The sequence below is a fragment of the Agrobacterium sp. 6Ca8 genome (assembly GCF_055382765.1).
In genome coordinates this window covers 338,529-352,160 of the sequence record NZ_AP026433.1, presented here as the reverse complement: position 1 = coordinate 352,160, position 13,632 = coordinate 338,529, and the positions used below count along the sequence as shown (strand labels likewise).

At 59.8% G+C, this 13,632-nt stretch carries 10 protein-coding genes; 3 read left to right on the top strand and 7 right to left on the bottom strand.

The features are described 5' to 3' along the window. Nucleotides 1-136: 136 nt before the first annotated feature. Together ACZ5A6_RS01750 and ACZ5A6_RS01745 are read right to left on the bottom strand one after the other, a co-directional pair. On the bottom strand, nt 137-1,393 hold the full coding sequence (locus ACZ5A6_RS01750; RefSeq protein ID WP_019564261.1) for an SAM-dependent methyltransferase: 1,257 nt from the start codon (nt 1,391-1,393) through the stop codon (nt 137-139). Between the two features lie 167 nt (nt 1,394-1,560). After that, nucleotides 1,561-3,885: a Tex family protein gene (locus tag ACZ5A6_RS01745; protein WP_174061601.1), complete on the bottom strand. Its 2,325-nt coding sequence runs from the start codon at nt 3,883-3,885 to the stop codon at nt 1,561-1,563. Between the two features lie 201 nt (nt 3,886-4,086). Between ACZ5A6_RS01745 and purD the strand changes: the two genes are divergently transcribed. The 3 genes from purD to ACZ5A6_RS01730 all read left to right on the top strand — a co-directional run bounded on the left by purD (nt 4,087) and on the right by ACZ5A6_RS01730 (nt 8,179). Beyond that, complete coding sequence (gene purD / locus ACZ5A6_RS01740; protein ID WP_113291971.1) at nt 4,087-5,358, top strand: phosphoribosylamine--glycine ligase; 1,272 nt, start codon at nt 4,087-4,089, stop codon at nt 5,356-5,358. A gap of 157 nt (nt 5,359-5,515) precedes the next feature. Beyond that, nucleotides 5,516-6,028, top strand: a complete 513-nt coding sequence (locus ACZ5A6_RS01735; RefSeq protein WP_464111033.1) for a plant virulence effector HPE1-like domain-containing protein — start codon at nt 5,516-5,518, stop codon at nt 6,026-6,028. 327 nt (nt 6,029-6,355) lie between these two features. Continuing rightward, complete coding sequence (locus ACZ5A6_RS01730) at nt 6,356-8,179, top strand: methyl-accepting chemotaxis protein (protein ID WP_025592543.1); 1,824 nt, start codon at nt 6,356-6,358, stop codon at nt 8,177-8,179. A gap of 59 nt (nt 8,180-8,238) precedes the next feature. Here ACZ5A6_RS01730 and ACZ5A6_RS01725 read toward each other — a convergent pair whose 3' ends face one another. The 5 genes from ACZ5A6_RS01725 to ACZ5A6_RS01705 form a co-directional block, all read right to left on the bottom strand. After that, nucleotides 8,239-8,724, bottom strand: coding sequence for a 2-thiouracil desulfurase family protein (locus ACZ5A6_RS01725; RefSeq protein WP_174061602.1), 486 nt, complete (start codon nt 8,722-8,724; stop codon nt 8,239-8,241). Continuing rightward, entirely contained in the window at nt 8,724-9,038 is a 315-nt protein-coding gene (locus ACZ5A6_RS01720) for a helix-turn-helix domain-containing transcriptional regulator (protein ID WP_003515190.1), read from the bottom strand. The genes ACZ5A6_RS01725 and ACZ5A6_RS01720 overlap by 1 nt, the downstream gene beginning before the upstream one ends. Nucleotide 9,039: 1 nt before the next feature. Further along, nucleotides 9,040-9,384 carry a type II toxin-antitoxin system RelE/ParE family toxin gene (locus ACZ5A6_RS01715; RefSeq protein WP_003515189.1) on the bottom strand — a complete coding sequence of 115 codons (345 nt, stop codon included), beginning with the start codon at nt 9,382-9,384 and terminating at the stop codon, nt 9,040-9,042. Nucleotides 9,385-9,425: 41 nt separating this feature from the next. Next, a complete protein-coding gene (glyS, locus tag ACZ5A6_RS01710) occupies nt 9,426-11,579 on the bottom strand; it encodes a glycine--tRNA ligase subunit beta (RefSeq protein WP_174061603.1) in 2,154 nt (717 codons plus the stop codon). 98 nt (nt 11,580-11,677) lie between these two features. Further along, complete coding sequence (locus ACZ5A6_RS01705) at nt 11,678-13,615, bottom strand: DUF2207 family protein (protein ID WP_174061604.1); 1,938 nt, start codon at nt 13,613-13,615, stop codon at nt 11,678-11,680. Between the last annotated feature and the right edge of the window lie 17 nt (nt 13,616-13,632).

Here is a 13,632-nt window from a genome sequence, read left to right as displayed (position 1 = left end):
TCTTCCGTCATTCCGGCCCTGAGCCGGAATTCAGACGTCGCGCGTCTGCGCGGCAGGAAGCCTTCTTTCAGCCCAAGGACTTGGGCCGACTGGATGCCAGATCAGGTCCGGCTTGACGATGGCGAGTGGACAAGCCTTAGAACATAACCTTCGCAAGCGGCGGCCGCGTCTTTTCGAACTCCAGCAGTTTTTCCTCGTTGCGGGCAATGTAGTCGCGATTATGCGGAACGGCGTCGCGATCCTTGGCGAGCTGGATCTGGAAAATATGGAAATTTTCGTGGGTAAAGGCCATTTCGGACCCCGCCAGATAAAATTCCCACATGCGGAAGAAACGTTCGTCATAAAGTGCTACCGCCTCTGCCTTGCGCGCCACGAAACGTTCGCGCCAGTGCCGCAGCGTATGCGCATAATGCATGGGCAGGATTTCGATATCCTTCACCAGCAGCCCAGACTTCTGGATGGCCGGCAGCACCTCGGCAAGCGAGGGGATGTAACCACCGGGGAAAATATATTTTTCGATGAAGGGATTGGTTGCAAGTGCCGGACTGGGCTGGCCGATGGAATGCAGCACCATTACGCCCTTGTCGTCCAGAACCTCCGCCACCTTGTCGAAATAATCGCGGTAATGGGTCGGCCCGACATGTTCGAACATGCCGACTGAGACGATACGGTCGAATTTCTTCGAGGCAGGCAGGTAACGGTAGTCCTGCAATTCGAAACGAACATTGCCGGCAAGCCCACGTTTTGCTGCACGGTCGCGGGAAACGCGCAGTTGCTCCTCGCTGAGCGTGATGCCGGTCACATCGGCACCTGCACTTTCGGCAATATACATCGCCATGCCGCCCCAGCCGGATCCGATCTCCAGTACGCTCTGGCCCGGCTCCGTCATCAGCTTGGCGGCGATGTGCCGCTTCTTGGCGACCTGCGCCTCATAAAGGCTGATGCCCGGCGGATTGAAATAGGCGCAGGAATATTGCCAGTCCTCATCAAGGAAGATGTCGAACAGCTTGGCGCTCAGATCATAGTGATGGGCGACGTTGCTCTTGTTGTGGTTTACCGGCAGATGCATCCTGATGCGGGCGGCGATGATGCGGGCCATACCACGCCACACCATGCCGAAGGACAGCGCCTCGCTTAGCGTGTTGCTTTTAACCAGCGCCAGAAAGTCGTAGATGTCGCCCTCGACGACCTGCATACGGCCTTCCATATAAATTTCGGCGAGTTTCAGCGCAGGATCGGCAGCGATCTCCTGCATGGCAGCTTCGTCGGTGAAATTCAGAACCACCCTTGTTCCGGTACCGTTACCAAATGTACGGCTACCACCCGGGCTATTGACGACAAGATTACCGTTCTTGATTATCTTTTCGAGAAGAACATGCAGAGACGACGCCATGGCACCCCCAATTGCTAAGTCTCACTTATCAATTTTTCTGACCGTATTCCTTTCGGCACAAGTTTCAAGATAGTCTTATTTCAAAAAAATTGAACGATTTCATCAAGCAAAAAGCCCCACCGGGGTTTCCGGCAGGGCTTTTCCATAGAAATTATTTCAACCGGAGGTCAGCGTCGCTTCATCGCTTCGGCCATAGCCGCAGCAAGAGCACCACCCGATTGCGACCCTTCGTTGTGTCCCTGCGGTTTGGAATTCGCGTGGCGCATGGCGCCCGCATTGCCCTTTTCGCGCATTGGCTGGGGTGCCGCCTCGCCACCGTCCTTGCGCATGGTGAGGGCAATACGCTTGCGCTTCACATCCACTTCCACGACACGGACCTTGACGACATCACCCGCTTTCACGACCTCATGCGGGTCTTTCACGAAACGGTCGGCCAGCTGCGAGACATGCACGAGCCCGTCCTGATGCACACCGATATCCACGAAAGCGCCGAAGGCGGCGACATTGGTGACGGTACCTTCCAGCAACATGCCCGGTTTCAGATCGGTGATCTCGTCCACGCCGTCAGCAAAGGTCGCCGTCTTGAAGCTTGGGCGCGGGTCTCGGCCGGGCTTTTCCAGTTCGGCGATGATGTCCTTGACGGTGGGCAGGCCGAATTGTTCGTCGATGAAGCGCTTCGGATCAAGCCCCTTCAGCGTGGCGCTGTCACCCATCAGCGTGCGCAGGTCGCGACCGCAGGCGGCAACGATCTTTTTCGCAACGCCATAGGCTTCGGGGTGCACGGAGGACGAATCCAGCGGTTCCTTGCCGTTGGGAATACGCAGGAAGCCGGCGCATTGCTCGAAGGTGCGCTGGCCAAGGCGCGGCACCTTCAACAGCTCCTTGCGGCTGGCAAAGGGGCCGGTCTGGTCGCGGTGTGCGACGATGGCATCGGCAATCGAAGCACCGAGGCCGGAAACCCGCGCCAGAAGCGGCGAGGAGGCGGTATTGAGATCGACACCGACGGCATTCACCGCATCTTCCACGACCGCGTCGAGTGAACGGCTGAGACGGCCCTGATCGACATCGTGCTGATACTGCCCGACGCCGATGGATTTCGGCTCGATCTTCACCAGTTCGGCCAGCGGGTCCTGAAGGCGGCGGGCGATGGACACCGCGCCACGCAGGGACACATCGAGATTGGGGAATTCCGCCGCCGCCCGTTCCGACGCGGAATAGACTGACGCGCCCGCCTCCGAAACGATGACCTTGGTGGGCTTTGCGCCGGAAGCCAAAGCCGGCATCTGTGTCAGCAGATCGGCGACCAGCTTTTCCGTCTCACGGCTGCCCGTGCCGTTGCCGATGGCGATCAGCTCGACATTGTGCTTGCGGATGAGCATGGCGAGTTCCGCCTGCGCGCCGCGCACGTCGTTCCTCGGCTGAAAGGGATAGACCGTCGTGGTGTCGAGCAGCTTGCCGGTGCCATCCACCACGGCCACCTTGACGCCGGTGCGGATGCCCGGATCGAGCCCCATGGTGGCGCGTGAGCCCGCCGGTGCGGCCAGCAGCAAATCCTTGAGATTGCGGGCGAAAACGTTGATCGCCTCTTCCTCCGCACGTTCGCGCAATTCGCGCATGAGATCGAGCGAAAGCGACATGGAGAGCTTCACCCGCCAAGTCCAGCCTGCCACTTCCATCAACCATTGATCGGCGGGGCCGGCATTGCGGATATCGAAGGCGGCCGCGACGGTACGCTGCGCGGGTTTGACCGGAGAGGGATCATCCGCATCGACATCGATGGTCAGCGTCAGAATTTCCTCGTTCCAGCCGCGCAGCATGGCCAGCGCGCGGTGTCCCGGCACTGTCGCCCAGCGCTCGAAATGATCGAAATAATCGGAGAATTTTTCGCCTGCCGCCTGCTTGCCGTCGACCACCTTGGCGCGGAAAATGGCGTTCTGGCGCATATAGTCGCGCAGGCGTCCAAGAAGATCGGCGTTTTCCGTCATGGTTTCCGCCACGATGTCACGCGCGCCTTCAAGCGCTGCCTTCACATCCGCCACCTCGCCCTGCACATAGGCCTCGCCAAGCTTTGCCGGATCGGCTGCGCGGTTTGCCCAGATCGCTTCGGCCAGCGGACCGAGACCGCGCTCGCGGGCGATTTCGGCGCGGGTGCGGCGCTTCGGCTTGTAGGGCAGATAAAGGTCTTCCAGCTCCGCCTTGGTGCCCGCCTGCATGATCTTGACCATCAGGGCGTCCGTCATCTTGCCTTGACCGTTGATGGTATCAACAATGGAGGCGCGGCGCGCATTGAGTTCACGCAGATAGACGAGGCGTTCGGCAAGCGTTCGAAGCTGGGTATCATCCAGCCCTCCCGTCGCTTCCTTGCGGTAACGGGCGATGAAGGGCACGGTCGCTCCCTCGTCCAGCAACGCCACTGCCGCCTTCACCTGATCGGCGCGGGCGTTGATTTCGGAGGCGATGAGCGTGGCGAGGCGGGCATTATCTGCGGTCATGGGGTTCTCTGATGTCACATCTGGAGCGGCGAACATAATGTCTGATTGTGGCGTGACAACAAGAGGCGGCAACGATTCCACAGGAAAGGCTGAGTTCGAGGGAAAGACGGGCATTTGAGGCGCTTTCTCCTTGACCTTTCGCCCCCCTGCCCTTAACGCCCCTCAAACAAGGTTACAGGCGAATTTGCAGGGGTGTTGACCATGAAAGTTCTGTTGATCGGTTCCGGCGGACGCGAACATGCGCTGGCGTGGAAAATCGCCCAGTCTCCCCTGCTCGATGAACTTTATGCCGCTCCCGGCAATCCCGGCATCGCCGACCATGCGACACTCGTTTCGCTTGACGTGGAAGACCACGCCGCCGTTATCGCCTTTGCCAGGGAAAAGGCGATCGACTTCGTCGTCGTCGGACCGGAAGCGCCGCTGGTTGCCGGTCTGGCAGATGATCTGCGTGCGGCTGATATTGCCACCTTCGGGCCTTCGAAAGCAGCCGCTCAGCTTGAGGGTTCCAAGGGGTTCACGAAGGATCTATGCGCCCGTTACGATATTCCAACCGGGGCTTATCAGCGTTTCAAGACCGCCGAACCCGCAAAGCAATATGTCCGTGAACAGGGCGCACCCATCGTCATCAAGGCCGACGGGCTTGCCGCCGGCAAGGGCGTAACGGTTGCCATGAGCGAGGCGGAAGCGCTTGCCGCCATCGACGACTGTTTCGACGGCGCTTTTGGCGCTGCCGGCGCCGAGGTTGTGGTGGAAGCTTTCCTCGACGGTGAGGAAGCCAGTTTCTTCTGCCTTTCCGATGGCAAAACCGCGCTGGCGTTGGCAACAGCCCAGGACCACAAGCGCGTGGGTGATGGCGACACCGGCCCCAACACCGGCGGCATGGGCGCCTATTCCCCCGCCCCGGTGATGACACCAGCCATGGTGGAGCGCACCATGAAAGAAATCATCGAACCGACGATTTCTGGCATGGCGAAAGACGGCAATCCCTTCTCCGGCGTATTTTTCGCCGGTCTGATGATCACCGCCAAAGGCCCCGAGCTGATCGAATACAATGTGCGTTTCGGCGATCCGGAATGTCAGGTGCTGATGATGCGCCTCAAGAGCGACCTGCTGCCGATTCTCTACGCCACTGCTACCGGCACGCTGGACAAGGTAGAAGCGGAATGGCGCGACGATGCGGCGCTGACGGTTGTTCTAGCTTCCAAGGGTTACCCCGGTGCCTACGACAAGAACACGCCCATCGCCCATATTCCCGATGCCAGCGAAGAGGCAAAGGTGTTCCATGCCGGGACGGCGCTGAAGGACGGCAGACTGGTGGCGACGGGCGGACGCGTGCTGAACGTCACCGCCTTTGGCAAGAACGTGACGGAAGCGCAGGCGCGCGCCTATGCGCTGGCGGACAAGGTGGAATGGGAAAACGGCTTCTGCCGTCGCGATATCGGCTGGCAGGCCGTGGCGCGCGAAAAAGTCTGACCATTCAAGGCATACAGCGGCCGGGGCGCAGATTTCGCTCAATTTTTACCAAGTTTGCTGACCTGATGGAAACGAAAGACCGATAATATCTGCCGAACATTGAAGGGCGCATTCTGTCTCGATCGTGAGGCTGCGCCGTCATTTCGGGGGTTTTTCGATGCGTCATCTTCTTTTGACAGCGGTTGTCGCGCTGACCGGCGGGTCTGCGATGGCGTCTTCCATCGAATATGTAAACGGCACCCACACCAGCAATGGCAGCTTCGTTCGTCTCGACTGCGCCCGCTGCCAGCCCGTGAAGGACAACCCTGCCCCCGAGGGCTTTGCCGTCCCCTCCATCGAGCCGGGCACGCAGCACACGGAAATGCGTGAAATCGAGGGTAAGCGCACGCTGGTGCGCACCGAGGCCTGGCTTGGCGGCGCGCCCGTCACCTTCGTCAGCACCAATCCCGCTTGGATGCCGCAGGAAACCCCCGGCACCGCAATTGCCACCTATGATAAGGGTGAAGCTGGCACTCCCCCCGAGGAAACGGCAGCCACGCCAGCAGGCATAGACATGACCGCGACCACGGCAGCGACGAAGACAATTTCGGCGGCCAATGCCACGGCACCGTCAAGCGCATCAGCAATGGCGGCACCCGATTTCCAGGATCTCAAATTGCGCGGCAATTGACCGACAGTGTCGGCGGCGTCTTTGATGACAAAAGTCAAATAATCGCGTCATCGCTGCATTTTTCGAAGTGCACGGCAACCATCCGGTGAATAATAAATTATGCATCCGTTATTCTGCCAAGCACGCTCATAAAGCTTTTGCTAATTAAATATTTATTCAAATTTTTTGCCGCTAAGTGACCTCATAGTGCGATGCAGCACGACATGAGGGCTTGGAGCGGACTTTCGCTTTCAGGCTGATCACAGCGCATCAGGCGCCTTCCCATTTTCGAAACTTCGGCAGCGCGCGGCTTTTTCCGGCTCGCGACGCAAAAGCTTGTGAGCGCCCATGAAGAATCTTTCCATTTCCCGTCAGCTGATCGTGCTCGTGGTGGCCCTTATGGCCGCCTTCGCAGCAGCAACATTTTACCAGCTGAAATCCGCCACCGACGCGATCTATGAAGAACGCTACGGCATGCTGCGAACACAGGTGCAATCCGCCATTTCCATCCTGCAATCCTTCCACGACAAGGAAAAGGCCGGGACACTTTCACGCGAAGACGCCATGAAGCAGGCCTTCGCCACCGTCAGCGCCATGCGGTTCACCCCGGATGGCTATCTGTTCGGTTACGACTACGACGTGACGATGAAATTCCATCCCGACGCGAAGCGTGTCGGCGAGAACTACAAGGGCAAGCCGGACAGCAAGGGCTTCCAGTATCGTGACGAGCTCGTACGGCTTGGCCGCAACGGCGGCGGCCAGACGGATTTCTACGGTCCGAAGCCCGGCATGGAAGGCAATGACTACGCCAAAAGCTCCTACGCCCTTGCTTTCGAGCCATGGCAGGTGGTGGTCGTGACCGGCGTTTACATCGATGATCTGAATGCCCAGGTTCGTGGCGAGGTGATGAGGGCGCTGTCCATCGGTGCCGCCATCTTCGTGCTGGCACTTGCCGCCGCCTTCTACGTTATCCGGGGGATCTCGAAGCCGCTCGGCGACATTCACAGGGCGCTGGGTGAAGTCGCCAATGAGAACGTCTCGCTCACCATACCCCATACCGGGCTGACCAACGAAGTGGGCATGATGGCGAAGGCCACGGCCTCGCTTCAGGACAAGGTGCGGGAGCGCCACGCCATGCAGCGCCGGGAGGAAGAGCAGCAGCAGCAGCTCAACGCCGAGCGCCAGAACAACCTCGACATGCAGCGCGACGAGGCCGCATTGCAGGCGCGTGTCGTCACCACCATTGGCGAGGCGCTGGAAAAACTCGCCGGCGGTGATCTGACCGTGCGTTGCGCCGATCTCGGCAACCGTTACGCCGCGCTGCGCGACAACTTCAACGAGGCATTGACCCATCTCGACGCCGCCATGGCCAAGGTGAATTCCAAGAGCATCGATATCGGCGGCTCGAAGGAAGAAATCCGCAAGGCCTCCAACGAGCTTTCGCAGCGCACCGAACGCCAGGCGGCAAATCTAGAGGAAACCTCTGCCGCGCTTGACGAATTGACGGTTGCGGTGCGCCAGACGGCTGAAGGTGCAGCCGACGCCGCCAAGCGCGTCACGACAGTCAGTTCCGAAGCAATGCGCAGCGACCGGGTGGTGGAAGAAGCGATTGCGGCGATGAGCGGCATCGAACAATCTTCCGATCAGATTTCGAACATCATCGGCGTGATCGACGACATCGCTTTCCAGACCAATCTTTTGGCACTGAATGCGGGCGTGGAAGCGGCGCGTGCCGGGGAAGCGGGCAAGGGCTTTGCCGTGGTGGCACAGGAAGTGCGCGAACTGGCGCAGAAATCCGCCGCCGCCGCCAAGGAGATCAAGGACCAGATCGCCCGCTCTTCCAACCAGGTGGAAAACGGCGTGCGTCTTGTCGGCGAAGCCGGTGACGCGCTGAAACGCATCTCGGACCAGATCAAATCCGCCAACGAGATCGTCGGCAAGATCGCCCATTCGGCGGCCGAACAGGACACGACGCTGCGCTCTATCTCCACGTCGCTCAACCAACTCGACGTCGCCACCCAGCACAATGCGGCGATGGCGGAAGAGACCACGGCTTCGGCGGAAGCGCTGGCCGTCGATACCGAAGAGCTACTGAACCTCATCCGCGGCTTCCGCGTCTCCTCCGGCAACCAACTCCACGGCATGGCAGAGCAGATGCGCATGGCGGGGTGATATACGCCGAGGTGATGGATAAACGAAAACGCCGGAGGAAACTCCGGCGTTTTTTTGTTTCAACGTGTCGAAGTATCCAGCCGGTCGATATCGGCAGGCGAAAAGACCGCAATTCCCGCTCTTTCAAGCAGTGCCGCCGTCACACCATTGCCCGCATGTTTGATGCCGGAGAACGAGCCGTCATAGATCGCGACCGATCCGCAGGACGGGCTGCCGTCGATCAACAGCGCGTGCGTACAGCCATTGGCTTTAGCGAGGGCCAACGCCTTTTCCGCACCGGCAATAAATTCCGCTGTGACATCGCCGCCGGTTACTTCCAGCACCCGGGCGCGGCCTTCCAGCACATCGAGACCGGAAGCGCTATTCTCAATTTCCGCCGGCGGGCGCGGCACGGGCATCCCGCCCGCCATTTCCGGACAGATCGCCACCAGCCTGCCTTCATCCCGCCAGCGGTCTATCGCCGGGTGTACGAGAGGTTTGCCCTTGCCGTCATAGCGGACCGCCTGGCCGAGGAGACAGGCGCTGATTAGGATTTTGGTGATCATCAGGCCGCTGCGACAGCGAGATGTATACCCGAGTTCTTCTGAAGCGCTTGAATGACACTAAACAGATTATCGGCCCGGGGATTTCCCTTCGGGCCGAACATGCGCATCAGGCTTTTCGCAGGCACATCCACGTGTTTGGATAAAGTCTCGAAACCGATCGTGGCGTTGATGAAATCTCGCAATACCGACTTGCCGGTTTCGACATCTCCCTCCAGCAACAGTTCCACAGCATCCGACAAGAGAGCCGCCCGGAAGGCTGGGTCTTTTTCCGCCCTCGCCTTGACTGTCTGTTTGAATTCCCGCGTTAGCGCCATGTCAATCACCCATCCCGGCACCCTTGTGGGCGCCCTTTCTGGATTTATAATCCTGCCAAAAGGCCTTGGCCGCTTCGATATCGTTCTGCTGCCGTGCCTTGGTTCCACCAATCAGCAATATCACCAGCTCATCACCGTCACGCCCGAAATAGACACGATATCCGGGGCCATAATCGATCCGGTATTCTAGAACACCGGAGCCAACGGATTTTACGTTGGAGAGATTGCCCTGCCCCATCCGGGTCACGGCCATCGTTACCTTCGACGCTGCACGCGCGTCGATCTTCACGAACCATCGCTCAAATGGGCTCGATCCGTTAGGGTCCAGATATTCAACGACCTTCATGGAGCAATAGTAACATAAACATTACCATTGGCAACCCTGCCTCACCCCGTAATCTTCGAGAAATCCGCAACCGTTCCGGTGGCTTCACGAATGGCCTTCAACAGCGCCAAACGGTTTGCGCGGATGGCCGCGTCCTCGTCGTTGACGAGCACATCCTCGAAAAACTTGTCGACGGGCGCGCGAAGCGTCGAAAGCGCCTGCATGGCGGAGCGGAAATCTTCCGTCTCGACGGCCTTTGCGGCATCGGCGGAAGCGGTCTTGATCCCCGCGTAAAGCGCCTTTTCGGCGTCGAGCTTCAGCAGTTCTTCTGAAACGCTGTTCGCAACCACGGTGCCCTTCTTTTCCTCTGCGGCCAGAAGCTGGGTGGCGCGCTTTGCACCGGCCAGCAGGTTCCGGCCATCTTCGCCGGTGATGAAGGCGGTCAGCGCCTCGACACGGCGGGCGATCATCAGCAGGTCGTCGGATTCCGGTGTCAGGACTGCATCGATCAGATCGTAGCGGGCGCCAAGATCGCGCAGATAGACCTTCAGGCGGTCGTGGAAGAAGGAGAGAAGGTCAGTATCCTTCGCGACGCTCAAGAGCGGCAGGCGCACGTTCTTTTCAAGCAGAATACGAACCACGCCCAGCGCCGCACGGCGCAGTGCGAAGGGATCCTTCGAACCGGTAGGCTTTTCATCGATGGCCCAGAAGCCGACGAGCGTGTCGAGTTTGTCGGCGAGAGCAACCGTAATCGCCACCTTGTCGGCTGGCAGGCGGTCGGAGGGACCCTGCGGCTTGTAGTGATCCTCGATCGCCGCGGCGACACTTTCGTTTTCGCCCTGCAAGGTTGCGTATTTTCGGCCCATCAGGCCCTGAAGCTCGGGGAATTCGCCGACGGCTTCGGTGCGCAGGTCGGCTTTCGCCAGCACCACGGCGCGGTCCACCAGAGCAGCATCGGCACCGACGACGGGGGCCAGAGCCTTGGCCAGTTCGCGAATGCGGGCCACACGCTGCCCTTGAGTGCCGAGCTTGGCATGGAAGGTAACGTTCAGCGCATCGAGCTTGGCCATGCGCTGGTCGAGCGGCTTCTTGAGATCGAGGCCAAATTTCGCAGCCGAATCCTTGAGCGTCTCCAGATCGGGCAGATCGCCCTGGTCACGGTTCCAGAAATGGCGGGCATCCGACAGGCGGGCGCGGACGACCTTGCCGTTGCCATGGATGATTTCCTTGCCGCCGTCGCTTGCCTCGATGTTCGAGATCAGGATGAAGCGGTTGGAAAGACCCTCTTCCGCACCCTGATTGCGGGTGACAAAACACTTCTGGTTGGTCTTGATGGTCAGCCGGATGATTTCCGCCGGGATTTGCAGGTAATCCTCCTCGAAAGTGCCCATCAGCACCTGCGGCCATTCAACGAGGCCGGAGACTTCTTCCAGCAGGCCTTCGTCTTCCACCAGCTCAAGGCCGTTGGCAAATGCCAGATCCTTGGCATCGTGCAGGATGATATCCTTGCGGCGGTCGGCATCGAGAATGACCTTCGCCTTTTCAAGGCTGGAGACATAATCCTCGAAACGGCGCACGGTGATCGGACCCGGCGCATGGAAACGGTGGCCATAGGTGACGTTGCCAGCGACGATGCCGTCGATGACAAAGGGAATGACCTGGGTTTCGTCATGTTCGGGGCCGAACAGGCAGACGATGGATTGCAGCGGGCGCACCCAGCGAAGGCTTTCCGAGCCCTTGCCTTCGATGCCGGCATAGCTGGAACCCTTCGGCATGGAGGCCGGGCCGGAGCGCATGGATTTCGGCCAGGGGAAGGAGCGGATGATGCCGGGCATCACCTCGGCGATGATCTCTTCCGCCGGGCGGCCGGGCTTGTTGATGATGGCGATGTAGAAATCGCCTTTCTTCGGATCGGAAACGACCTGAGCCTCGGAGACATCATTAAGGCCAGCGCCGCGCAGAAAGCCCTCAATCGCCTTTTCGTTGGCATCGGTGCGCGGACCCTTCTTTTCCTCACGCACATCGGCGGAGCGGGCGTTGAGGCCCCGAATATCCAGCGTCAGGCGGCGCGGCGTCCAATATTCGCGCGCACCCTCATAGGTCAGCCCTCTCTCCACCAAGGCGTCAGTGACGAGTTTCTTCAGATCGCCCGCCGCCTTGCGCTGCATGCGTGCGGGGATTTCCTCGGAGCGAAGTTCAAGCAGAAGATCGGGCATGGGATAAGGACTTTAATCTGTTGCAAAAGAGTGTCGCGGACTTAGCAAGACCAGCGGCAAAAGTCATCAGCTATCGGTTAAATTACCGCCGGTGGACGTTACCAGCCGCCACCGCCACCGCCGCCGCCGCCCGAACCGGAAGAACCACCACCACCGCCACCTGAAAAGCTGGAGGAAGATGAGCTGACAGGTTGGGGAATGGTGGAAGCGATTGTATTCGCCATGGAAGTGGAGAACCCACCAATCCGGTCTCCGAAGCTGCCGTAATTGCTGCCCAAATACCAGCCGGGCGCATAACTTGCCGCGGCAGCACCGGCAGCAGCCGTGGCAAGCCAGGTCTCGAAGGTGCGGCTCCAGGGTTTTTCCACGCCGAGCGCGACCGCATAGGGCAGCAATGTCTCAAAATGCTGCGGCGACATGGCGGGGGCATCCGCCATATTCATCCGGTCCTTTTCCGCCAGCGTCAGATAGGTTCTGAGGCCCTCGATGCCGTCCATCAGCTTGCGGCCGAGCGGCGTCGGCGCACCCATCAGGAACAGGAACAGCGCGTTAGTAAGCACGATGCCGCCGATGGCAGCCAGCGCCAGCGACTTGGTGTCATGCGTCACATCCAGCAGGATCTGCGTGGCAATGCCGCCAATGACCGAGAAAGCCACAAAACCGGCAAAGGCCAGCATGATGATGCCGCCGATGCGCTTGCTCAACGACGCACCACGCGAGAACTGTCGGCCGATGCCGATCGACAGGATGCTGAAGAAGAAGGCGAAAAAGCCGAAGACCAGCACGGCGGCAATGGCGCTTTCATCGAGATCACCGAACACCAGCGTCGCGACGATGATGGCGACGCTGAAGAAGATGCCGAAAACGATGTAACCGGCGTTGCTGCGGTAATATTTGCCGCGGTGCTCTTTCTCTATCGCCGCGCGAAACTGCTTGCCGACTTTTTCGACTTCCGTTCCATGCGCCTTGTCGATGGTGAGCGTCTCGCCCGGACCACCGATGGAGGACAACAGCGTCTTCTGCCCGCTCGGCAACTCCGCCCCAGCCTGCTTTTGCGTGCGGCGGATGACGATGGAGTTCTTCAGATCCTCCAGAACGACATAACCCTTGACCGCCAGATCAAGTGCCGAGGCGGACAGCGCTGTCCAGCCTGCGCCGGAAAAACCCCTGTTATCAACGTAATTGACCAGAGCCGGCGAAAGCCCCTCCGGTGCATCCCAGCGCGGCACGACTACACCCTTGGCCGGATCACGGCCGACCGCGAACCATGCTCGCAGATAATAGAGCAGCACTGCGAAAAGCCCGCCGCCCGAAAGCAGGATGGCAAGATTGTCACGTAGCCACCAACCGGCCTCCTGGGAGGAGTCGGGGGCGGCAATGGCGCCCTTCGGTAACTTCACGGCAACTGTCATGCCCTCGCCCACTGAAAACGGGCGGGTAGAGGCAAAAAACACCTCGTTGCCTTCGCTCAAAATGCGCGCATCCTTGCCCTTGGCACCGAGTGGACCGGTGAAAACGGCAGTACCGGTAGCCTTCACGCCCTGTGGCAAAGTGATGGTGGCTGAAATCTCACCCATCGGAAACTGCCAGCCATTGCCGGTGACATTCCAGGTGAGTTCGTCATAGTCGCTGAAATAACGGATCTGCCGGGCGGTGGTGTAGGTGATCTGGAAGATATGCTCGCCGGTCGGAAGAAAACGGTCGGCGCTGCCGGTATAAATGCGGATGCCGCCATCGATATTCTCGGTGCGCCAGTTCTCCGGCGCGCCATCGCGCTCCACGGAAACGACGTTAAAATCCACCTTGGTGCGTCGGTTATTCGCATCCAGCGCATAAAGCGGGAAATCGCGAAAGATGCCGCGCTTGATGTTCTGGCCTTCGGCACGGGCGGTGATGGTTTCCGTCACCGTCAGTTCGCCACTCTTCGCAACCTCGACGACGGAATGATAGGAGCGGATGAATTCTTCCGCAAAGGCCGGGCAGGCCGCGCCCAGGAAGACAAGCAGCGCGAGAAGTCTTGCGGCGATGGTCTTCACGGGGCGGTCTCCTCCAG

Excerpts from the sequence above, each read along its gene's own strand:
- ACZ5A6_RS01750 (WP_019564261.1), bottom strand. The coding sequence starts at position 1,393 with ATGGCGTCGTCTCTGCATGTTCTTCTCGAAAAGATAATCAAGAACGGT.
- ACZ5A6_RS01745 (WP_174061601.1), bottom strand. The coding sequence starts at position 3,885 with ATGACCGCAGATAATGCCCGCCTCGCCACGCTCATCGCCTCCGAAATC.
- purD (WP_113291971.1), top strand. The coding sequence starts at position 4,087 with ATGAAAGTTCTGTTGATCGGTTCCGGCGGACGCGAACATGCGCTGGCG.
- ACZ5A6_RS01735 (WP_464111033.1), top strand. The coding sequence starts at position 5,516 with ATGCGTCATCTTCTTTTGACAGCGGTTGTCGCGCTGACCGGCGGGTCT.
- ACZ5A6_RS01730 (WP_025592543.1), top strand. The coding sequence starts at position 6,356 with ATGAAGAATCTTTCCATTTCCCGTCAGCTGATCGTGCTCGTGGTGGCC.
- ACZ5A6_RS01725 (WP_174061602.1), bottom strand. The coding sequence starts at position 8,724 with ATGATCACCAAAATCCTAATCAGCGCCTGTCTCCTCGGCCAGGCGGTC.
- ACZ5A6_RS01720 (WP_003515190.1), bottom strand. The coding sequence starts at position 9,038 with ATGGCGCTAACGCGGGAATTCAAACAGACAGTCAAGGCGAGGGCGGAA.
- ACZ5A6_RS01715 (WP_003515189.1), bottom strand. The coding sequence starts at position 9,384 with ATGAAGGTCGTTGAATATCTGGACCCTAACGGATCGAGCCCATTTGAG.
- glyS (WP_174061603.1), bottom strand. The coding sequence starts at position 11,579 with ATGCCCGATCTTCTGCTTGAACTTCGCTCCGAGGAAATCCCCGCACGC.